At 72.2% G+C, this 19,732-nt stretch carries 20 protein-coding genes; 8 read left to right on the top strand and 12 right to left on the bottom strand.

Annotated features, from left to right (window positions below; translation table 11 throughout):
• Positions 1-53: 53 nt before the first annotated feature.
• From ACY0MJ_RS12945 to ACY0MJ_RS12895, 11 genes are all read right to left on the bottom strand, one after another.
• On the bottom strand, positions 54-1,172 hold the full coding sequence (locus tag ACY0MJ_RS12945; protein ID WP_462638880.1) for a YeeE/YedE family protein: 1,119 nt from the start codon (positions 1,170-1,172) through the stop codon (positions 54-56).
• Positions 1,173-1,203: 31 nt separating this feature from the next.
• Complete coding sequence (gene soxB / locus ACY0MJ_RS12940; protein ID WP_462638879.1) at positions 1,204-2,943, bottom strand: thiosulfohydrolase SoxB; 1,740 nt, start codon at positions 2,941-2,943, stop codon at positions 1,204-1,206.
• 7 nt (positions 2,944-2,950) lie between these two features.
• On the bottom strand, positions 2,951-3,604 hold the full coding sequence (soxX, locus tag ACY0MJ_RS12935; RefSeq protein ID WP_462638878.1) for a sulfur oxidation c-type cytochrome SoxX: 654 nt from the start codon (positions 3,602-3,604) through the stop codon (positions 2,951-2,953).
• 13 nt (positions 3,605-3,617) lie between these two features.
• A complete protein-coding gene (soxA, locus tag ACY0MJ_RS12930) occupies positions 3,618-4,418 on the bottom strand; it encodes a sulfur oxidation c-type cytochrome SoxA (protein WP_462638877.1) in 801 nt (266 codons plus the stop codon).
• Positions 4,419-4,459: 41 nt separating this feature from the next.
• Entirely contained in the window at positions 4,460-4,771 is a 312-nt protein-coding gene (soxZ, locus tag ACY0MJ_RS12925; RefSeq protein WP_462638876.1) for a thiosulfate oxidation carrier complex protein SoxZ, read from the bottom strand.
• Between the two features lie 45 nt (positions 4,772-4,816).
• A complete protein-coding gene (gene soxY / locus ACY0MJ_RS12920) occupies positions 4,817-5,272 on the bottom strand; it encodes a thiosulfate oxidation carrier protein SoxY (RefSeq protein WP_462638875.1) in 456 nt (151 codons plus the stop codon).
• 73 nt (positions 5,273-5,345) lie between these two features.
• Complete coding sequence (locus ACY0MJ_RS12915) at positions 5,346-6,386, bottom strand: c-type cytochrome (RefSeq protein WP_462638874.1); 1,041 nt, start codon at positions 6,384-6,386, stop codon at positions 5,346-5,348.
• A complete protein-coding gene (gene soxC, locus ACY0MJ_RS12910) occupies positions 6,370-7,713 on the bottom strand; it encodes a sulfite dehydrogenase (protein WP_462638873.1) in 1,344 nt (447 codons plus the stop codon). Before soxC ends, ACY0MJ_RS12915 begins: the two co-directional genes overlap by 17 nt.
• An 89-nt stretch (positions 7,714-7,802) precedes the next feature.
• Positions 7,803-8,753: an MBL fold metallo-hydrolase gene (locus ACY0MJ_RS12905; protein ID WP_462638872.1), complete on the bottom strand. Its 951-nt coding sequence runs from the start codon at positions 8,751-8,753 to the stop codon at positions 7,803-7,805.
• A gap of 4 nt (positions 8,754-8,757) precedes the next feature.
• A complete protein-coding gene (locus ACY0MJ_RS12900; RefSeq protein WP_462638871.1) occupies positions 8,758-9,045 on the bottom strand; it encodes an ArsR/SmtB family transcription factor in 288 nt (95 codons plus the stop codon).
• A gap of 61 nt (positions 9,046-9,106) precedes the next feature.
• Positions 9,107-9,535, bottom strand: coding sequence for a DsrE family protein (locus tag ACY0MJ_RS12895; protein WP_462638870.1), 429 nt, complete (start codon positions 9,533-9,535; stop codon positions 9,107-9,109).
• Positions 9,536-9,715: 180 nt separating this feature from the next.
• On the opposite strand from ACY0MJ_RS12895, the gene ACY0MJ_RS12890 reads away from it, so the two are divergent.
• On the top strand, positions 9,716-10,873 hold the full coding sequence (locus ACY0MJ_RS12890) for a YeeE/YedE family protein (protein WP_462638869.1): 1,158 nt from the start codon (positions 9,716-9,718) through the stop codon (positions 10,871-10,873).
• A gap of 16 nt (positions 10,874-10,889) precedes the next feature.
• The gene (locus tag ACY0MJ_RS12885) at positions 10,890-11,843 is read left to right on the top strand and encodes a 2-hydroxyacid dehydrogenase (protein ID WP_462638868.1); all 954 of its coding nucleotides are present in this window, start codon (positions 10,890-10,892) and stop codon (positions 11,841-11,843) included.
• Positions 11,844-11,898: 55 nt separating this feature from the next.
• On the opposite strand, the gene ACY0MJ_RS12880 is transcribed toward ACY0MJ_RS12885, so the two are convergent.
• Positions 11,899-12,243 (bottom strand): DUF2917 domain-containing protein, encoded by a 345-nt coding sequence (locus tag ACY0MJ_RS12880; RefSeq protein WP_462638867.1) that lies wholly within the window; start codon positions 12,241-12,243, stop codon positions 11,899-11,901.
• Between the two features lie 235 nt (positions 12,244-12,478).
• On the opposite strand from ACY0MJ_RS12880, the gene ACY0MJ_RS12875 reads away from it, so the two are divergent.
• From ACY0MJ_RS12875 to ACY0MJ_RS12850, 6 genes are read left to right on the top strand one after another with little or no spacing between them, the layout of a single operon-like run.
• The gene (locus ACY0MJ_RS12875; RefSeq protein ID WP_462638866.1) at positions 12,479-12,940 is read left to right on the top strand and encodes a chemotaxis protein CheW; all 462 of its coding nucleotides are present in this window, start codon (positions 12,479-12,481) and stop codon (positions 12,938-12,940) included.
• Entirely contained in the window at positions 12,927-14,324 is a 1,398-nt protein-coding gene (locus ACY0MJ_RS12870; RefSeq protein WP_462638865.1) for a CheR family methyltransferase, read from the top strand. The genes ACY0MJ_RS12875 and ACY0MJ_RS12870 overlap by 14 nt, the downstream gene beginning before the upstream one ends.
• Positions 14,321-14,851 (top strand): chemotaxis protein CheW, encoded by a 531-nt coding sequence (locus ACY0MJ_RS12865; RefSeq protein WP_462638864.1) that lies wholly within the window; start codon positions 14,321-14,323, stop codon positions 14,849-14,851. Before ACY0MJ_RS12870 ends, ACY0MJ_RS12865 begins: the two co-directional genes overlap by 4 nt.
• A gap of 24 nt (positions 14,852-14,875) precedes the next feature.
• On the top strand, positions 14,876-16,513 hold the full coding sequence (locus ACY0MJ_RS12860; RefSeq protein ID WP_462638863.1) for a methyl-accepting chemotaxis protein: 1,638 nt from the start codon (positions 14,876-14,878) through the stop codon (positions 16,511-16,513).
• A gap of 15 nt (positions 16,514-16,528) precedes the next feature.
• Positions 16,529-18,640, top strand: a complete 2,112-nt coding sequence (locus tag ACY0MJ_RS12855) for a hybrid sensor histidine kinase/response regulator (RefSeq protein ID WP_462638862.1) — start codon at positions 16,529-16,531, stop codon at positions 18,638-18,640.
• The gene (locus ACY0MJ_RS12850) at positions 18,640-19,725 is read left to right on the top strand and encodes a chemotaxis protein CheB (RefSeq protein WP_462638861.1); all 1,086 of its coding nucleotides are present in this window, start codon (positions 18,640-18,642) and stop codon (positions 19,723-19,725) included. Before ACY0MJ_RS12855 ends, ACY0MJ_RS12850 begins: the two co-directional genes overlap by 1 nt.
• The last annotated feature ends 7 nt before the right edge of the window (positions 19,726-19,732 follow it).

The raw sequence follows: 19,732 nt of genomic DNA, 5'->3' as shown, positions 1-19,732 counted from the left end.
GCAAGAGTTCGGTTGACGACGGATTACGGGTTATCCCGAGGCTTTACTCTCTCTCACGCCAGCTCGCGTTCCAGCCGCCAAGCCTGGTACTTCACCCCGGCCACCGCCCCGCCGATGATGGAAGCGGCGGCCACCAGGCTGGTCAGGCTCAGCGTCGACAGCCCCGTCACGCCCTGCCCGATGCTGCACCCCAGCGCCGTCACGCCGCCTATCCCCATCAGCGCGCCGCCCGCCAGGTGGTGCCCCAGGTCGGGCGTGCCGGCGAAGCCTTCCCAGCGGAAGCTGCGGCGCGCCAGCGCCATGGCGGCGGAGCCCAGGATCACGCCGACCACCGAGACGATGCCCACCGTGAGGCGCTTGCTCACGTCGCTGTAGAACAGCAGCCAGTCCAGCGCGAACGCCGTCGGCGCGACGAAGCTGAAGCCCTCGGCCCGCGTGGAATTGGTGGCGAGCCAGCTCTCCTCCAGCGTCTCGGGATGTTCGGCCAGGTGACCCAGCACGCCGGTCACGCCCCACATCCCCAGCACCAGCAAGCCGATGCCGGCGCCGGCCAGCAGGTTGATCGGCCGGCGCGACTCGCCGGACGCGAGCGCGAAGAACAGCAGCAGCGCCCCCAGCACGCCGCCGGCGACCAGGGAGGCCGCGGCGAGTTCGAGGCCGGTGCCGCGCGCGAGCAGCGTCGCGAGATCCGCGTTCGCGCCGAGGTCCACCGCGACCCGATCCACCGTGTTCACCCGCCACACCGCCGTCAGTCCCTTGAGCGTCGCGAAGGCCGTGATCGCCGTCACGACCATCACCACCAGCGACTTCAGGCTGCCGCCGCCCACGCGCACCAGCGTCTTGCTGATGCAGCCGGAAGACAGGACCATGCCGAAGCCGAACACGCCGCCCCCGACGAGCCCGGAGAGCCACAGCCAGCGCGGCGTCGCGTACAGGGTCTGGGGCGCGCGCAGCACGCCGGTGGCGGCCAGCACGGCGAAGCCGAGCGTCGCGACGGCGGCGGCCAGCGCCCACTGGCGCAGGCGCGTGTAGTCGCGCATCACGACCGCATCGCTCACCGCGCCCATGGTGCAGAAGCCGGTGCGCTGCACCAGCGCGCCGAACAGCGCGGACAGCACGAAGGCCGCCCACAGCACCTGCTGGTTCAGCGTGGACAGCTCGGCGGGCGTCATGCGGGGATTCTAGGAAGTCCCCGGAACCCCCTCACGCCCGTGCGAATCCGGGATTGGGCAGCGCGCCCGTGAGCTTGGGCGTGTTGATGCGCCGCGGGGCCACCTTGCCGCCGCGCGCCTGCAGCCACTGCTCCACCAGGTCCCACATCGGCGGGGTGCCCGCCTTGGCGGCTTCCTCGGAGACGGGGGCCCAGCCGGCGACCTTGTACGTGCGCCTGGCGTCGATCGGCTTGCCGTTCAGGCGCATGTCCTCGATCCGCTTGCCCATCGCCGCCGCGGGATTGCAGGTGTACTGCAGCCCGCCCACGCGCACCATGTCGCCGCCCTGCTGGTAGTACGGGTCGGGGTTGAACAGGTTGTCGGCGACGTCCTCGAGGATGGTCTTGATCATCTCGCCGCTGATGTCGCTCACCGTCGTGTGCGAGTAGGTGGTGGCCGTCATGTCCATCAGCCACTCGCGCGTGATCTCCTGGCCCGCCAGCAGCGAGGTGCCCCAGCGGAAGCCCGGCGAGAACGCGATCTCGGCGCCCTGCACGTCCATCAGCGCGTCCAGCAGCAGCTGGTCGCCCGAGCCGTTGAAGTTGCCGCGGCGGTACAGCGTGCCCTCGGTCACCGCCAGCTTCTGCGCCAGCTTGGCCTCGTAGGGCCCGCGCACGCGCTGGATCAGCGCCTGCATCTGCGGATCGGCCGGCAGCATGTCGGCGAACACCGGCAGCAGGCGGTAGCGGAAGTCCGCCACCTTGCCGTTCTTCACGTCGAAGTCCAGCACGCCGAGGAACTTGCCGTTGGAGCCCGCGTTGGTGACGATGGTCTTGCCGCCGCCCTTGTTGGCCACCAGCACGGGCACGGGCACGCCGTCGTGCGTGTGGCCGCCCAGGATCGCGTCGACGCCGGACAGGCGCGTGGCCATCTTCAGGTCGACGTCCATGCCGTTGTGGCTCAGCACCACGACGGCCTGCGCGCCCTTGCCGCGCGCCTCGTCCACCATCTCCTGCAGGTGCTCGTCCTGGATGCCGAACTGCCAGTCGGAGACGAAGTAGCGCGGGTTCGCGATCGGCGTGTAGGGGAAGGCCTGGCCGATGATGGCGACCGGCACGCCGTTGATCTCGCGGATCGTGTACGGCTTGAACACCGGGTCGCCAAAGTCCGTGGTCTTGACGTTCTGCGCCAGGAATTCGACCTTGCCGGCGAAGTCCTTCTCGATGATCTCCTTCACGCGGTCCATGCCCAGCGTGAATTCCCAGTGGCCGGTCATGATGTCCACGCCCAGGAGCTTGGCGGCTTCCACCATGTCCTGGCCCCTGGTCCAGAGCGCGGTGGCCGAGCCCTGCCAGGTGTCGCCGCCATCGAGCAGCAGCGCGCCGGGGCGGCTCGCCTTGAGGCGCTTGACCAGCGTGGCGAGGTGGGCGAAGCCGCCGACCTTGCCGTAGCGGCGCGCGGCTGCCTCGAAATCGAGGTAGGTGAGCGCGTGCGCCTCGGCGCTGCCGCGCGGCACCTTGGCGATCTTGAGCAGCTGCTCGCCCACCAGGTGCGGCAGGCGCCCGCGCATGTCGCCCACGCCCAGGTTGACGCTCGGCTCGCGGAAGTGCACCGGCAGCAGCTGCGCATGGCAGTCCGTCATGTGCAGCAGCGACACGTTGCCAAAGCGCGGCAGCTCGTACAGGCCCTCGGCCGCCGTCGCAGCGTCCGCGTCCGCCCAGCGGCCCAATCCCATTCCGGCGGCCGAAGCCGCCCCCAGGACCTGCAGGAAGTCCCGTTTCGACAGGTTCATGCGCGACTTACTTGTTGACGGGCGAGGCGGGGTCCAGCAGCAGCGCCATCACGTGGCGGATCTGGTCCTGCGTCAGGTAACCCATGTGGCCGGCGCGGGGCATGTTGGAACAGGCGTTGTAGGCCTTGGCGTTCCAGATCTTGCCCCACGTGTATTCGACGATGGGCTTCGCGGCGGGGCTGTTCGGGTCGGTCACGCCGCGCAGCTTGCCGTAGTGGTACAGGCTCGGGCCGATCGTGCCGAAGGAGATCTCCTCCTTGGTGATCTGGTGGCAGTTGTAGCAGTTGCCGCCGTTGACGGTGTCGGCCTTGTCGCGCCAGGTCTCGCCGCGGCCGCTCTGGGCGATCTTCTCGCCCTGCTTCCAGTCGCCGAGGAACTTGCCGTCGCTCGGCCACTTCACCGTCTTCAGGTTCTCGGCCTCGATGCGCTTCGCCACCTCGGGCGCCAGCGGCTTGCCGGCGACGTCGGCGGCGTTGCACAGCTTCAGCGTCTCGTCGATGTCGGTGATGCGGTCGGTGGTGGCGATGCCCTGGTTGCGGAAGCTGGTGCGCATCATCTCCTGCGCGAGCTTGTCCACGTCGGTGCGCGGCTGCGTGGCGCAGCCGACCACGGCCACGGCGGCGATGCCGGCCGCCAGCAGGAATGCGGTTTTCTTGTGCATGGGGGCGTGTCCTTCAGCGCTTGATGGCGGGCGCGGCCGACTTGGCGCCGGTGGCGTTCACGCCCAGGTAGGTCGACAGCGCGGTGAGCGCGTCGCTGCCGAACAGCGGATACGGGAAGCGCTGCTGGCGGTAGCAGTCGTTCAGGCGCATCTGCATGCTCCACATCTGGCCGTTGGAGACGCGGTAGGCCGGCCAGGCGGCGAAGCCGACGCCGTCGCCCGGGTTCTTGGTCAGGTTGGGCAGGTCCTGCAAGCGGATGCGCTTGCCGTCCTCGCCGTGGCAGGAGGCGCAGGCGAAGTCGTGCGTGCCGCCGCGCATGAAGAAGATGCGCTTGCCGGCCTCGTAGTAGTCGCGCTCCATCGGGTGCGACTGCGGCACGTGGAAGGCCATGCCGCGCGACTGGCCGGCGACGTAGGTGGCCAGCGCCACCACGTTGGCCATCTCGCCCTTGTTGAAGGGGGTCTTGGCGATTTCCGCCGCGTCGAAGCCCTGGAGCGTGGCCATGCAGTGCACCAGCCGGCTTTCCAGGTCCTGCACCTTGCCAGTGTCGGGGAAGTAGCGGGGCAGCTCGACGAACGCGCCCTTCACCACGCCCGGGCCCTTGCCCAGGTCGCAGGCCTGCAGCGAGGCGTTCTTCGGGCCGCGCTTCTTCGTCCAGAGCTCCTCGCCCTTCATCTCGAACAGTTCGGCCGGGTTGCCGTCGGCCAGCATGGCCCGGTATTCCTCGATCGCGTCCGCGGTGCTCTTCTGCGCCGCCGCGCCGCCGGCGAAGGCGAGCGTCGCGGCTGCCGCCAGCCAGTGGATGGTCCGCATGCGTGTCTCCTCTTTGTGTACTGCTGCCGCCGCGGACGGCATCAGCTGACGGTCGCTTCGTCGGTGCGGGTGTCGCCGCGGTTGTCCTTCCAGCTGATCGCCACCTTGTCGCCGGCCTTGGCGCCCTTGATGGTGAACTGCAGGAAGGGGTTCTTCGCGACGGCCGGGCCCCACTCGGCGGCCAGCACCTGCTTGCCGTTGTGGGTGGCGGTCACGTCGGTGATGTGCCACGCCGGGATGATCTTGCCGTTGCTGTCCTTGCGCTGGCCGGTTTCCATCTCGTGGCTCATGAGGACGCGGACGACGGCGTGGCCGTCCTTGGCCTGGGCGCGGATGCGCATCGGGTCTGCCATGGGGGTTCTCCTGGTTCGGTTCTGTGCGGGGAAGGCCGGGGGCGATCAGCCGCCGCAGCCGCCGAGCGTGACCTTGACTTCCTTCTTGGCGAAGTAGGCCTTGTTGTCGTTGGTGATGGCGACGGCGTAGACGTCGGAGGTCTGGCCCATCTTGGCGCGGGTGGAGAACGCGGGCTCGAGGGCGTCGCTCACGTCGAACTTGGCGACGAGCGTGTTGGGGTTCTTCTCCACCATCACCAGCAGCGCCTTCACGTTGGGGAGCGTGGAGGCGACGGCCATCGGCACCACGGCGCCGTTCTCGGCGATGTCGGGGGCCGTCAGCGTGACGTCCTTGCTTTCCACCGGCGCCGAGGCGCCGTAGGCCTTGACGGCGTCGTTCACGTTCTTCGCCTCGAAGGCGCTCTTGGTGAACGCGAAGGCGTACTGCGGGAACAGGCCGGTCGCGCCCAGCAGGCCGGCGACGGCCAGCGACTGCCTGAGGGTTTCGCGTCGATTCTGCATTGCTGCTCTCCTGGATAGGTTCTGGACAATACTAAAAGGGATCAGGCCCGCGCGCCGATGGGGCTATCCCCCGTCAGCGCGCCGCACCCGCGGCAAGCCATTCGGCGATGCGGCTCGCGTCGTCCGCGCTGATGGCCTGCGGCGGCATGGGGACGTTGCCCCAGGTGCCCGAGCCCCCGCTGCGGATCTTGCCGGCCAGGTACTCGCCCTTGCCGGCGTGCTTCTTCGCCACGTCCGCCCAGCTCGGGCCGACGACCTTGCGGTCCGGCGCATGGCAGGCGGTGCAGCTGTTTTTCTGCAGCAGCTCGACCGGCATTGTCGCAGGTGCGGCGGCGGCCCCCTGGACGGCGGCCGCGGCGACCTCCTGTTTCGGCGCCGTCTGCACCCCGCGCTGCGCGCCCACCAGCCGGTTCTGGTCGGCCAGGTTGCCGTGGGCGTTGCGGGCGAAGGCGGGCAGTTCGGAAGTCACCTTGCCGTCGACCGGGCAGTCGCGCATGCAGCTGCTGCCCTGCACGTCCGGACGGGCGTTCGCCTGGAACTCCTTGCCGGGCCACATCGCGTGCGCGGTGGTCATGCCGTTGCGATTGGGCAGCTTCACCTGGGCGATGTTGGCGTCGCTCAGGACGAAGTCGGCCGGCACGACGTTGCCCAGGTTCAGCAGGTAGGCCGTCACCGCGTAGACCTCGTCGGTCGTGAGCGACTTGGGCGCGTTCCAGGGCATCGCGCGGTTGATGTAGTCCCACAGCGTCGAGAGCGTGGAAACCTTCATGAGCGTCGTGCGGCCGGGAAAGTCCTTGCGCTTCAGGGCGGCGACGTGGCCCGTGCGCAGGTCGTCCGCGGTCGTGCCGCCCACCAGCGGGAAGAACACCTCGTTGGATTCGCCGAACACGCCGTGGCAGCTGGCGCACTTGCCTTCCCAGACTTCCTGGCCCTTCTCCACCGAGCCCGCGCCCTTGGGCAGGCCCTTGAAATCCGGGCGCACGTCGATGTCCCAGGCGGCGACTTCGGCCGGCGTGGCGGCGCGGCCGATGCCGGGGAAGCGCTCCTGCGCCTGCGCGGCGAAACCCGCCAGCGCCAGCAGCACCAGGGGCAGCAGCCTACGAGAAGTGGACATTGCGCACCTCCCCGCTTTCCTGCACCAGCCAGGACTGGATCGCGTTGTTGTGGTAGATCGAGCGGGTGCCGCGCACGGCGCGCAGCTGCTTCTGCGCCGGCTGCACGTAGCCGGTTTCGTCGGTCGCGCGGCTCTGGAGGATGGCGGGCTTGCCGTCCCAGACCCAGTCGAGGCTGAAGCGCGTGAGGCACTTGCTCATCACGGGCTCCTGCAGGCGCGCCTGCTTCCAGTTGCGCCCGCCGTCCACCGACACGTCCACGCGCTTCACCTTGCCGCGGCCCGACCAGGCCAGGCCGGTGATGCTGTAGAAGCCCTTGTCCAGCAGCACCTGGCCGCCCGAGGGCGTGGTCACCACGCTCTTGCACTCCTGGATGCTGGTGTACTGGCGGTGCTGGCCGTCCGGCATCAGGTCCACGTAGTGCACCGTCTCGTCCTTGGTGCCGTAAGGCTGGTCGCCCACCTCCACGCGGCGCAGGTACTTCACCCAGCTCACGCCCTGCACGCCGGGCACCACCAGGCGCAGCGGATAGCCGTTCTCGGGGCGCAGCATCTCACCGTTCTGGCCGTAGGCCACCAGCACCTCGCCCGACTCGACCAGCTCCATCGGGATGGTGCGCGTCATCGAGGAGCCGTCGGCGCCCTCGGCCAGCAGGAAGCGGCCCTTCTTCAGGTCGGCGCCGGCCATCTGCAGCAGCGTGATCAGCGGCACGCCGGTGAATTCGCTGCACGAGAGCATGCCGTGCGTGTACTGGCAGGTCGGCACCGCGACGTTGCCCCACTCCATGCCGGTGTTGGCGCCGCACTCGATGAAGCGGAAGCGCGACACCGAGGGCAGCCGCATGATCTCGTCCATCGTGAAGACCCGGGGCGTCTTCACCAGGCCGTTGACCATGAAGCGGTGCTTCGACGGATCGATGTCCCACCAGCCCTGGTGGTGGCGCTCGAAGTGCAGGCCGCTGGGCGTCACGATGCCGAACAGCGACTGCAGCGGCGCGAAGGACACGGAGGCCTGCGCCGTCTGCGTGAGCCCGGGGCTCTGGCGGCGCTGCACGTTGCGCTCGTACTGCGAGGGCTTGCCGTAGCCGTCGGTGACGACGGGCTTGCCGAGCCCGCGCGAATGCTCGGGCAGCTCCAGGATGTTCGGGTCCCCGTCGGGCCGGGCCGCGGCGCCGCCGGCCGCCAGGCCCGCGGCCGCCGCCGCGAAGGCGCTGCGCAGGAAGTCGCGCCGGCCTTCCTTCGCCTCGGCGACCACCTGGGGCACGCGCTCCGGGGGGATGAAATTCTCCGGCGCCTTCAGCACGCGCCCGGAGGGGGTCGGGGATGTCACTCGCTCGTCCTCATGGATTACGAGTGCCGAATATAAGCAATTGCTGATCTAAATCAACGGCACATCGCTCGGTGAAAACCCCGACAGGCTCACTCGCCCTGCTGTTCCATCAGCAGGTAGGTGTTGTACGCGTTCATGCGGTTGGCGGCGCGGAAGAGCGGCAGCTTCTCGAAGCGCGACCAGTCCGTGCGGGCGTACGCGTCCTCGAAGGGCTCCATCTCGCGCGCGGCCGCGCCCATCGTCTTGCGCAGGTAGGCCAGGTAGTCGCGCGTGAGCTCGAGGTCGGCGCGCGCGTCGGTGGAGAGCGCGCCGTGGCCGGGCACGATGGTCTTCGCGTCCATCGCCAGCAGCTGGTCCAGCGCCGCGATCCAGTGGCGGCTGTCGGCCTGGCCCACGAAGGGCACGCGGCCGCGGAACACGATGTCGCCGGCGAAGAGCACGCGCTCGTCCGGCAGGAACACCACCTGGTCTTCCGGCGTGTGGGCGGGGCCGACCGGCTGGATGCGGATCTTCACGCCGCCGAGCACCAGCTCGCGCGGGCCGTCCAGCCACTCGTCCGGCTCGACCAGCTGCGTCTTGCCGTCGATCCACGGCGCCAGGTCGACGCGCGAGACGGCCAGCCGGCCCGTGGCGGTGTCGGAGTTCAGGTAGGCCCGGCCGCCCTTCTGCGCCAGGATGCGGGCGCCGCGCGCGCGGAACTCCTGCAGGCCGTAGATGTGGTCGGCGTGGTAGTGCGTGACGATCACGTGCGTCACCGGCTGCGGCGTGATGCGCGCGATCTCGGCCAGCAGGTCACGCGCGAGCACCGGCGCGCCGAGCGCGTCGACGACGACGACGCCGGCGGGCGTCACGATGAAGCCGGCGTTGGAGATGAAGTTGCGGTTGGCCGGCGAGCCGAGCGCCGCCTCGCCTTCCACGAACCAGGCCGAGGGCGACACCTGCTGCGCGTGCACGGGACGCGGCGCGGGCTGTGCCTGCGCGATCGCGGACAAGGCGAGGGCGGCCGCGGCGGCGGCCCGCCCGAACCAGCGGAAGTTCATGGCGTCAGCCCTTGAGGTCGGTTTCGATCGCGATCTGCATGCAGACCGCCCGGCACAGGGTCACGACCCGGTCGTTGATGATGCGGTAGAAGATCTGCACGCCTTCGCGGCGCTTGCCGATCACCCCCGCCTGGTACAGCGTGTTGAGGTGCTGCGACATGTTGGGCTGCGTGGTGGCGATTTCCTCCAGCAGCTGCGTGACGTTCTTCTCGCCGTTGCACAGCGCGCTGATGATCTTCAGCCGCATGGGCGCGGACATGACGCGGAACACCTCCGCGGCCGTCTCGAACACCTCGTCCGACTCGACGCGCGCGGCCGGCTCGGGAGCCGCCCGGCGCGCCGGCCGGGGGGCCTCACGGCTTGATGTAGGCGTAGCCTTCACGCGTCTGCAGCTGCCCGATGCGCACCACGCCCGAGGGCACGAAGTCGGCATCCATGATGAACTGGTCCTTCTGCAGGTTGCGGTTGCGCAGCGTGATCTCGCAGACCTCGAAGCGCACGCCGCGCGCCTTCAGGGCGCTGACCAGCGAGGGATAGTCGATGTTGGCGTTCTTCCTGTCCTTGGCGCCTTCCATCAGGAAGTCGACGCCGTTCGCATGGGTGACCACGATGATCTTCGTGCCGGGCGCGACGTCCAGGTGGTTGCGGATGTTGCGCAGGGCCTTGGTGGCCTGCGCCTCGGCGTCGTCGATGTGGTAGACGACCTTGTCCTGCGCGAACGCGGCGGACGCCAGCAGCCAGAAGGCGGCGAACACCGCCAGCAGGCGGGCAAAGCGGATCATGGACTCTCCAGTGCAGGCCGGCTCCCGTGCCGGCGGCCCCGAAGATACCGCAGTCCCGCCGGGGCCGCCCGCGCAATATCACCCATGGCTTCTTTTCCGGCAGGGGGAATGCGGCCTCCGGGCCCGGGCGGTAAACTTGCCGGCTTTGCCGCGCCGCGCGGTCCCTCCTGCCGTTTCCCCATGCTCGCGACCTCGCCCGGACTTGCTCCGCACACCCTTTCCCTGATCGTCGTGTGGGGCGGACTCGCCCTGGGCCTGGTGCTCGGCGCGGTCGGCCAGTCCACCCGCTTCTGCGTGCGCGGCGCCATCGCCGACTGGGTGCAGCTGCGCCAGCCGGGCCGGCTCGTGCAGTGGCTGCTGGCCATCGCCGTCGGCGCGCTCGCGGTGCAGGCGCTGCTGGCCGCGGGCCTGTTCGACGGCAGCCGCACCATCGCCTGGGGCGAACGCTTCCCCTGGCTGTCCTACCTGGTCGGCGGGCTCCTTTTCGGCTACGGGATGATCCTGGCCGGCGGCTGCCCGCAGCGCTGCCTGGTGAAGGCCGGCTCGGGCAACCTCAAGGCGCTCGTCACGCTGGTCGTGGTGGCCATCGCCTCCACCATGACGCTGCGCGGCGCCTTCGCCGGCTGGCGCGCCAACGGGCTGGACACCGTGGCCTTGTCGCTCGCCGGCAGCCAGGACCTCGGTGCCGTGCTGGCGCGCGGCTTCGGCCTGCCCGCCCCCCTGCTGCGCTGGCTGCTGAGCCTCGCCATCACGGGCGCCGTGCTGGCGCTGGCCTGGAAGCTGCGGGCGCAGCTGAAGCCGGCGCACTGGATCGGCGGCATCGCCGTCGGCCTGCTGGTCGCCGCCGCCTTCTTCCTCACCGGCCGCATCGGCTTCCTCGCCGAGAACCCCGAGACGCTGGAGCCGGCCTGGCTCGGCACGCAGTCGCACCGGCCGGAAGGCCTGTCCTTCTCGGCCCCGCTGGCGCATGCGCTGGACCTGCTGACGCTGTGGTCGGACCGGGCCACCGTCGCCACCTTCGGCGTGACGGTCGCCCTGGGCGTGCTGGTGGGCAGCTTCCTGACCGCGAAGTGGCGCGGCGACTTCCGCATCGAATCCTTCCGCACGCCCGGCGAGCTGGGCGCGCACACGGCCGGCGCCCTCCTCATGGGCTTCGGCGGCATCACGGCCCTCGGCTGCTCCATCGGCAACGGCGTCACCGGGATGGCGATGCTGTCGTCCGGCTCGCTGCTGGCGGTGGCCGGCATCTGCACCGGCGCCTGGCTGGCGCTGCAGCGCGGGCGCAGCCGCAGCGCCGCGGCCGCGCCGCTGGCGGCCACCTCCGGCAGCACCTACTGAAAGCCCCACGCACCCCATGAGCGCACGCCCCGTCCTCCTGCAAGCCCTGCCGCTGCTGCCCGCGCTGGAGCGGCAGCTCGCCGAGAACTACACCGTGCACCGCCTGCCGCCCGCGGGACCGGAGCGCGATGCCTTCCTGGCGGCGCGCGGCGGCGAGTTCGAGGGCCTGGTCACCTCCGCGGCCGGCGGCGCCAGCGCGGCGCTGATCGCGGCGCTGCCCAAGCTGCGGGTGATCTCCAGCTTCGGCGTCGGCCTCGACCAGCTGGACCTGCAGGCGGCGGCGCAGCGCGGCATTCCCGTGGGCTACACGCCCGACGTGCTGAACGACTGCGTCGCCGACCTCGCCTTCGGCCTGCTGCTGGCGATCGGCCGCCGCATCCCGGAGGCGGACCGCTTCGTGCGCGCCGGCCGCTGGGAAGCGCAGCCCCGCACGTCCTTCCCCTTCGGGCGGCAGGTGAGCGGCGCGAAGCTGGGCATCGTCGGCCTCGGACGCATCGGCCGCACGGTGGCGAAGCGCGCGAGCGGCTTCGACATGGAGGTGCGCTACCACAACCGGCGCCCGGCCGAGGGCGTGACGTGGCAGTACGAGCCGCAGCTGCTGGAACTGGCCCGCTGGGCCGACTTCCTGGTGGTGATCACGGCGGGCGGCGCCGGGACGCGCCACCTCATCGACGCCAAGGTGCTGGACGCGCTGGGACCCAAGGGCTTCCTGGTCAACGTGGCGCGCGGCACGGTGATCGACGAGGCGGCGCTGGTGCGGGCGCTGCAGGAGCAGCGCATCGCCGGCGCGGCGCTGGACGTGTTCGAGCGCGAGCCGCACGTGCCGCCCGAACTCTTCGCGCTGGACAACGTGGTGCTGGTGCCGCACATCGCGAGCGCGACGGTGCAGACGCGGGAAGCGATGGCGAAGCGGGTGGTGGACAACCTGGGGGCGTTCTTCGCCGGGAAGCCGCTGCTGAGCGCGGCGTGACCTCGACCGCCCTCACCCCCGCCCTCTCCCGCGAGCGGGAGAGGGAGCCATGGGGTCAATGGTGGGTCACCGCGTCGGCGAATTCGATTTCCAGCACGCAGGCTTGCAGCGCATACAGGTGCATCGGGTCCTCGCGCTCGGCCCGGTAGGTTTCGCCGCGCGAGAGGATCACGTCCTTGGGGTCGCCGTCGTGGGTGATCCACACGCTGCCTTCGGCGCAGCGCACGCTGACGCTGCGGTCGACGTGTTCGAACACGTGGTCCTCGCCCTTGGCGATCTCCACGGCGAAGCGGCGCGTGACGCGCCGGGGTTCCAGCAGGTGCAGTTCGCGGGCCAGGGCCGGGCCGTGGTTGTGGCGCAGCCGTTCCCGCACGAACTGCAGTGAGTCCTCTTTGTTCATCGTTCGCTCCTTGCAAGCATCGTGCCGCCGGCGAGCGCAACGGCTCGCCCACACGGTCCGGCAGGCCTCGTCGGAGCACGCCGGGCACGCGGGTCAGGCGGCCGCACGACGGCCTGGCTCGGCGATGTCGGCGGCATTTTTTCGCGGTCGCATCCCGTTTCATCCCGATGGAGGGGGCAGGAAGCGGGCGATTGAAACCATTCGTTTGATTGCACCGACCCACGGCGCAGCTACCATGGGGCGAACCGATCAGCCGACCGGCTCCATGAGAACAACAAGCTACCTCGAGGCCGTCCTCGACCCGGTGCGCGTGGGCGTGCCATTGCAGGACATCGAGCGGGTGGTGCGCGCGGTCGCGGTCCAGGTCGTTCCCGGCGCTCCCGGGTGCCTGCTGGGCGCCATCGACGTCGCCGGCGAATGGGTGTCGGTCTACGACACGCGCACGCTCCTCGGCCTGCCGCCGCGCCCGCTGCGCGCCAGCGACCGCATCGTGCTCACGCGCGAACGCTGCGGCCTGCTCGTCGACGAGGTCCTGGGCACGGTGGAGGCGGGGCCGGTGGAACTCGCCGACCGCCTCGGGCTGCAGGCGGCCGGCGTGCGCGGCGTCGCGCGCGGCGGCGACGGCCTGCTGCTCGTGCACGACCTCCGGCGCCTGCTGGCGCTGCAACGCGCCATTCCCATCCATGCAGAGGCCTGAACCCGCGCACCTGTGGGCGGACACCGCGCGCTGGGTCGAAGCCGGCCTGGGCCTGCACTTCACGCCGCGCCAATGGCCCGACCTGCAGCGTGGCCTGCAGGCCGCCGCGCAGCGGCTGGACCTCGCGGACGCCGCAGCCTGCGCCGAGCGCGCGCTGGCCGACGGGCTCGACTCGGCGCAGCGGCAGGTGCTGGCCGAGTGCCTCACCATCGGCGAGACCTACTTCTTCCGCGATCCCGGCGTCTTCGAGCAGCTCGCCACCGAGGTGCTCGCGCCCCTGGTCGCCCGCCGCCGCGAAGGTACCCGCCAGCTGCGCCTGTGGAGCGCGGGCTGCGCCACGGGCGAGGAGGCCTGGTCGCTGGCGATGCTGGTGGCGAGCCTGCTGCCCGAATGGCGGGAGTGGAACCTGTCCGTCCTCGCCACCGACATCAATCCCGCGGCGCTGCAGCGCGCGCGCGCCGGCGCCTACGGCCGCTGGTCGGTGCGCGCCGGCCTGCCGCCCGCGGCGCAGCGCTTCCTGCGCATGGGCCGCGACGGGCGCTACCACGTCGACGCGGAACTGCGCCGCATCGTGCACTTCGCGCCGCTGAACCTCGCGGGCGACGGCTGGCCCTCGGCGGCGAGCCGCACCACCGGCATGGACCTGATCCTGTGCCGCAACGTCCTGATCTACTTCGAGGCGGCCCGCGCCCAGGCGGTGCTGGCGCGCCTGGGACAGTGCCTGCACGACGACGGCTGGCTGGTCACGGGTTCGGTGGAAGTGCCCCGCACGCCCGTGCCCGGCCTGCGCCCGGCGCGCCTGGGCGAGGTGCACGCCCTGCGCCGCGGTGCGTCCGGCGCGTCGCGCGTCGCCGCGCCTGCGCCGGCGCCGCCGGTCGCGCCGCGACCGGCCGTGCGTCCTCCCTCGCCCGCGCGCCGCCCCGCGCCGGCCGCGGCCCGCAGCCGCGCCGTCGCGAAGCAGGCGCCACCCTCGCCCGCGGCGCAGCCGCCCCGGGCGCTGGCCGACGAAGCGCGCGCCCGCGCCAACGCCGGCGACCTCGCGGCCGCGGAAGCCCTGTGCCGGCAGGCGATCGCGCAGGACAAGCTCGACCCCGAGTGGACCCACCTGCTCGCGACCGTCCTGCTGGAGCGCGGCGACAGCGACGGCGCGGCGGCGGCACTGCGCCGCACGCTGTACCTGCAGCCCGACCACCTGCTCGCGCGCTTCGCCCTGGGCAGCCTCGCGCTGCGCGAGGGCCGCGTGCAGGCGGGCCGGCACCAGTTCGCGCGCGTGCTCGCGCAGCTGGCCAGCGCCCCCGGCGACCAGGTGATCCCCGGCAGCGGCGGCCTCACCGCCGGCGAACTGCAGGCCATGATCCGCCGCGCGAGCGAGCCGCCAGCATGAATCCGCAAGCGACCGACCGCCTGCCGCCCGGCGACGAGCTGCCCCTGCTGCGCGAACGCGCCGCCCGGCTCGCGCGCCCGCCGGTGCCGCCGGAGGCGTCCCGCGCTTCCGCGCTCGCCTTCACCATCGCGGGGCAGCCCTGCCTGCTCGAACTCGATTGGGTCCGCGAAGTGCGGCCGCTGCGCGGGCTGCTGCCCCTGCCGCTGGCGCAGGCGCCGGCGCTCGGCCTGGTGCCATTGCGCAGCGGCATGCTGCCGGTGCTGGACATCGCCCCCCTGCTCGGCGCCGACGGCGCGCGGGCCGAAGCACCGAACCACCTGCTGGTCCTCGGCCGCGCCGGCCCGGTGCTGGGCATCGCGGCCGACATCCGGGGCCTGGCCACGCTCGCGGCGCCGGACGCGCAGCGCCGCGGCGATGCGCTCGGCGACGTGCGCCCGGAGATCGTGCGCGGCGTCACCGCCGAAGGCGCGCTGGTGCTCGATCCCGAACGGCTGCTCGCCCTGCAGCGAACCGCCACCTCTTCCTAGAACACGAACCACGACGACGGAACCATGCAGCGATACCTGAACCTCTCGACCCGCGCGAAGCTGTTTTCCGCCTTCGCCGTCATGACCCTGTTCGCGGCCGCGGCGATCGTGTTCGCCTACAGCGCGCTGGACACGATGCGCATGTCGCAGCGGCAGCTGCTGGACGTGCAGATGGCCAACGTCGAGGACCTGAAGGACATCCGCGCCAACCACCACGCGGTGCGCGCCGCGGTGGCGCAGATGATGCTGGGGAGCAACGGCTCGCGGCTCGAGTCGCTGCGCGCCGAGGTGGAGACACGCACCCGCGAGATGCAGGCCGCGCTGGCGAAGGTGACCGAACGCAAGGCGGGCAACCCGCAGGAGCAGGACCTGCTGCGCGAATTCCAGGCGACGCAGGCGGCGTCGATCCAGCTGCGCGACACGCAGGTCATCCCGCTGGTGAGCCGCGGGCGCCTGGACGAGGCGCGCGAACTGTTCAACGGCGTGCAGCGCGAGCGCGACGCGCGCCTGGGCGCCCTGGCCGACCAGCTGATCGACCGCACCACCGAACGCGCGGCCGCGTCCGTCGCGGCCTCCAACCGCGAGGCGGACAGCACGCTGCGCTGGCTGCTCGTGATTGCGCTGCTCGCGCTCGCGACCGGCATCGCGCTCACGCTGCTGCTGGCCCGGGTGCTGGCCGATCCGCTGCGCACGCTCTCGCACGCGGCGGAGCGCCTGGCCGCCGGCGACCTCACCGTGGAACTGCCGGAGACGCAGCGCCAGGACGAGACCGGCGTGCTCACCCGCACCTTCAGCCACATGATCGGGGGCCTGCGCGACATGATGCGCGAGATCGGCGACGGCGTCGCCGTGCTCGCCTCGTCGGCCAGCGAGATCACCGCGTCCACGGCGCAGGTGGCAGCCAGCTCCGCGCAGACCGCGTCGGCGGTCGCCGAGACGTCCGCGACGGCGGAGGAGGTGAAGCAGACGGCCAAGGTCGCCTCGGACAAGGCGGCGGAAGTGCAGGAAGCGGCGCAGAAGTCGGTCGACGCCTCGCAGGGCGGACTGCAGGCGATGGACGCCTCGATCGAGGCGATGCAGCAGATCCAGCAGCACATGGACGGCATGGCGCAGAGCATCCTGCGGCTGGCCGACCAGGGCATGGCGATCGGCGAGATCATCGGCACGGTGAACGACCTGGCCGACCAGTCGCACCTGCTGTCGGTCAACGCCGCCATCGAGGCGGCGCGCGCCGGCGAGGAAGGCGCGGGCTTCCGCGTGGTGGCGCAGGAGATCCGCAGCCTCGCGGAGCAGTCCAAGCAGGCGACCGTGCAGGTCAAGGCCCTGCTCGGGGACATCCAGAAGGCGACCAGCAGCGCCGTGATGGCCACCGAGCAGGCCGGCAAGTCGGTGCGCAGCGGCGTCGAGCTCTCCGAGGGCGCCGCGCGCTCGATCCGCTCGATGTCCGTCACCATCGAGGAGTCCGCGCACGCCGCGGCACAGATCGCGGCCTCCGCGCAGCAGCAGGCGGTCGGCATGGACCAGGTGGCCTACGCGATGCAGAACATCAGCCAGGCGAGCGCCCAGAACGTCGCCGCCAGCCGGCAGACCGAAGCGGCGGCGCAGGGCCTGCAGGGCCTGGGGCTGCGCCTGAAGACCCTGGTGGACCAGTACCGGAAGTAGCCCGACCGCGCCGCCATGCCGCCTTCCGACGCACAGTTCGACCGCAAGCTCGCGGCCATCTTCCAGGCCGAGGCGGCCGGCCACGTCGAGCGCATGCAGGACTGCCTGGCGCAGCTGGAAGGCGGCGCGCCGCCCGAGCAGCCGCTCGTGCTGCTGTTCCGCGCGGCGCACAGCCTGAAGGGCGCCGCCCGCGCCGTCGGCGAGGATGCGATCGAGCTGGCCTGCCACGCCGCGGAGAGCCTGATCGCGGCGCTGCAGCGCGGCGCGCTCGCCTGGTCGGCGACGGTCGCCGACGCCTTGCACGAACTCGCCGCGGCGCTCGAACAGGCGCTGCGCCAGCGCGGCAGCGCGGCCGGCGCGCTCGCGAGCCTCCTGCCGCGGCTGGAGCGCCTCGCGCGCGGCGAAGGCACGGCGCAGTCCGAGCCCGCGCCGATCGCTGCGCCCGCGCCCGCCGCGCCCCCCGCGGCCGCGCCGCCGGCCGAGACGGCCGCCCCCGCGGAACAGACGGTGCGCATCGGCGTCGAGCGCCTCGGCCGGCTGCTGTACCAGGTCGAGGAGCTGGTCGCGGCCAAGCTGTACGCCGGCCACCACGTGCAGCAGCTGCGCGAGCTGCTCGCCGCCGCCACCGGGCCGGCGCGCGACTGGCGCGCGCACCAGGCGCGGTTGCGGTCCCTCGCCACGACGGCGGTGCGCGAGCAGCGCCAGCTCGCGGGCGCCGTCGACACGCTGCTGGCCGACGTCAAGCGCGCGCTGCTGCTGCCCGCAGGCTCGATCCGGCCCTTCCTCGTGGCCACCGTGCGCGAGCTCTCGCGCAGCCAGGGCAAGGAGCTGGAGCTGCGCATCACCGGCGACGAGGTCGGCATGGACCGGCGCGTCCTCGACGAGCTGCGCGAACCCCTCGTTCACCTGCTGCGCAACGCCGCGGCCCACGGGCTCGAATCCCCGCAGAAGCGGCAGGCCGCCGGCAAGCCGGCGCGCGGACGGGTCGAGATCGCCATCGCCACGCGGGCGGGCGGCCGGGTGGAGATCACGGTGTCCGACGACGGCGCCGGCATCGACACCGAGCGGCTGGCCGCCGCGACGCGCGCGGCGGGGCTGCCCGTGCCCGAGGATGCCGGGCCCGAGGCGTTGCTGCCGCTGGTGTTCGGCGCGGGCGTCTCGACGGCGCCGGCGCTGACCGCCGTCGCCGGCCGCGGCGTGGGGCTGCCGATCGTGCGCGACACCGTCGAGCGCCTCGGCGGCACGATCACCGTCAGCTCCGTGCGCGGCCAGGGCACCACCTTCCGCATCGTCCTGCCGCTGTCGCTCGCGAACTTCCGCGCCATCGAGGTGCAGGCGGCGGGCCGCAGCTTCCTGCTGCCGACCGCGCGCGTGGAGCGCTGCCTGCGCTTCACGCCGGCGCAGGTGCGCCGCGTGGGCCAGCAGCAGACCGTGCCCGTGGGCGAGCACGACCTGCCCCTGGCCAGCCTTTCGGCGGTGCTGGGCCTGCCGCCGCCGGCCGATCCGCCGGCGCGCATCGGCTGCCTCGTCGTCGCGGCGGGCGAGCGCCGCATCGCGCTGGCCGTCGACGACATCGCCGGCGAACAGGAGGTGCTGGGCAAGCCCGTGGACACCGCCTGGATCCAGAGCCCCGTGGTGGCCGGTGCCGGCGTGCTGGCGAACGGCGTGGCCGCGCCCATCCTCAATGCCTCGGAACTGGTGCGCATGGTGCTGCGCGAAGGCGGCCGCGGCCTGGCGCCGGCGCCGGTGGTGGCGCGCGCCCGCGGCCGGCACGTGCTGGTGGCGGAGGACTCGATCACCTCGCGCACCCTGCTGAGGAACATCCTGGAACTGGCCGGCTACCGCGTCGAGGTGGCGGTGGACGGCGCCGAGGCGCTGGAGAAGCTGCGCGCGGGCGCCTTCGACGTGGTGGTGTCCGACATCGAGATGCCGCGGCTGGACGGCATCGGCCTGACGCAGGCGATCCGCGCCGACGCGGCGCTGTCCGCGCTGCCCGTGATCCTGGTCACCTCGCTCGCCTCGCCGGCCGACCGCGAGCGCGGCGCCGAGGCGGGCGCCAACGCCTACATCGTCAAGAGCGGCTTCGACCAGGGCAGGCTGCTGCAGGCCATCGCGGAGCTCGCCTGATGGCCGCAACCCTCGTGCGCATCGTGCTCCTGGACGCCTCGCCGCAGCGGCGGCAGCGGCTGCAGCGCCTGCTGGAATCGGCGCCCGCGCTGCGGGTCGTCGGCGGCGCCGCGCATGCGCAGCAGGCCATGGACGCCGCGCAGCGGCACCAGGCCGACGTGATCGTGCTGGTCCAGGCCGGCGTCGCGGCCGACAGCGTCGCGGCCGTCCGCAGCATCATGCAGTCGCGGCCCCTCCCGGTGGTGGTGGTCTCCGCCGCGGCGGCGGCGCCGGACACCTCGCTTGCCTTCGCCCTGATGGACGCCGGCGCCCTGGCCGTGCTGCGCGACCCCGGTGCCGCGACGGCGCCCTCGCACGCGGAAGGGCTGGCCGCCCTGCAGCGCACGGTGCGGCTGATGGCGGAGGTGAAGGTGGTGCGGCGCTGGGCACGGCCGGCGGCCGCGGACGCGCGCCCCTCCGCTCCCGCGTCCGTGCCCGTCGCTGCACCCGCACCGGCCAGCCGCCGGCGCGTCGCGCCGCGCCGGGTGGAGCTGGTCGCGATCGGCGCCTCCACCGGCGGCCCGGTCGCGCTGAAGCAGCTGCTGTGCGCCCTGCCCGCGAACTTCCCGGTGCCCATCGTGATCGTGCAGCACATGGCCGACGGCTTCCTGCACGGGATGGCGCATTGGCTGTCCGCCTCCTGCGCCGTGCCGACCGAGATCGCCCACCCGTCCACCGAGCTGCGGCCCGGGCGCGCCTACGTCGCGCCGGACGGCAGCCACATGCGCGTGGCCCCGCAGCTGCGGCTGGCGTTCTCGGGCGGCGCACCGGTGCACGGGCACCGGCCGGCCGTGTCCTGCCTGTTCGAGTCGGTGGCGGCGCACTACGGGCGGCACGCCATCGGCGTGCTCCTGACCGGCATGGGCAAGGACGGGGCGGCCGAACTGAAGCTGATGCACGACGCGGGCGCGATCACGATCGCCCAGGACCCGGCCTCGTCCGTCGTGCACGGCATGCCCGGGGAGGCGATCCGCTGCGGCGGCGCCACCTACGTCATGTCGCCGGAGGAAATCGGCGCCGCGCTGCCGGCGCTGGCGCAACGTTGAAGCAAGG

Source organism: Ramlibacter sp. bp-362 (assembly GCF_054956735.1).
Note: the sequence above shows the minus strand (reverse complement) of the source record. Positions and strands in the feature narration are given on the sequence as shown.

Coding starts and splice junctions, on each gene's coding strand:
- ACY0MJ_RS12850 (WP_462638861.1), top strand. CDS start 18,640: ATGGCCGCAACCCTCGTGCGCATCGTGCTCCTGGACGCCTCGCCGCAG.
- ACY0MJ_RS12945 (WP_462638880.1), bottom strand. CDS start 1,172: ATGACGCCCGCCGAGCTGTCCACGCTGAACCAGCAGGTGCTGTGGGCG.
- ACY0MJ_RS12870 (WP_462638865.1), top strand. CDS start 12,927: ATGCAGAGGCCTGAACCCGCGCACCTGTGGGCGGACACCGCGCGCTGG.
- ACY0MJ_RS12880 (WP_462638867.1), bottom strand. CDS start 12,243: ATGAACAAAGAGGACTCACTGCAGTTCGTGCGGGAACGGCTGCGCCAC.
- ACY0MJ_RS12895 (WP_462638870.1), bottom strand. CDS start 9,535: ATGATCCGCTTTGCCCGCCTGCTGGCGGTGTTCGCCGCCTTCTGGCTG.
- ACY0MJ_RS12905 (WP_462638872.1), bottom strand. CDS start 8,753: ATGAACTTCCGCTGGTTCGGGCGGGCCGCCGCCGCGGCCGCCCTCGCC.
- ACY0MJ_RS12915 (WP_462638874.1), bottom strand. CDS start 6,386: ATGTCCACTTCTCGTAGGCTGCTGCCCCTGGTGCTGCTGGCGCTGGCG.
- soxX (WP_462638878.1), bottom strand. CDS start 3,604: ATGCACAAGAAAACCGCATTCCTGCTGGCGGCCGGCATCGCCGCCGTG.
- ACY0MJ_RS12855 (WP_462638862.1), top strand. CDS start 16,529: ATGCCGCCTTCCGACGCACAGTTCGACCGCAAGCTCGCGGCCATCTTC.
- soxY (WP_462638875.1), bottom strand. CDS start 5,272: ATGCAGAATCGACGCGAAACCCTCAGGCAGTCGCTGGCCGTCGCCGGC.
- ACY0MJ_RS12890 (WP_462638869.1), top strand. CDS start 9,716: ATGCTCGCGACCTCGCCCGGACTTGCTCCGCACACCCTTTCCCTGATC.
- soxA (WP_462638877.1), bottom strand. CDS start 4,418: ATGCGGACCATCCACTGGCTGGCGGCAGCCGCGACGCTCGCCTTCGCC.
- ACY0MJ_RS12885 (WP_462638868.1), top strand. CDS start 10,890: ATGAGCGCACGCCCCGTCCTCCTGCAAGCCCTGCCGCTGCTGCCCGCG.
- ACY0MJ_RS12860 (WP_462638863.1), top strand. CDS start 14,876: ATGCAGCGATACCTGAACCTCTCGACCCGCGCGAAGCTGTTTTCCGCC.
- ACY0MJ_RS12875 (WP_462638866.1), top strand. CDS start 12,479: ATGGGGCGAACCGATCAGCCGACCGGCTCCATGAGAACAACAAGCTAC.
- ACY0MJ_RS12865 (WP_462638864.1), top strand. CDS start 14,321: ATGAATCCGCAAGCGACCGACCGCCTGCCGCCCGGCGACGAGCTGCCC.
- soxB (WP_462638879.1), bottom strand. CDS start 2,943: ATGAACCTGTCGAAACGGGACTTCCTGCAGGTCCTGGGGGCGGCTTCG.
- soxZ (WP_462638876.1), bottom strand. CDS start 4,771: ATGGCAGACCCGATGCGCATCCGCGCCCAGGCCAAGGACGGCCACGCC.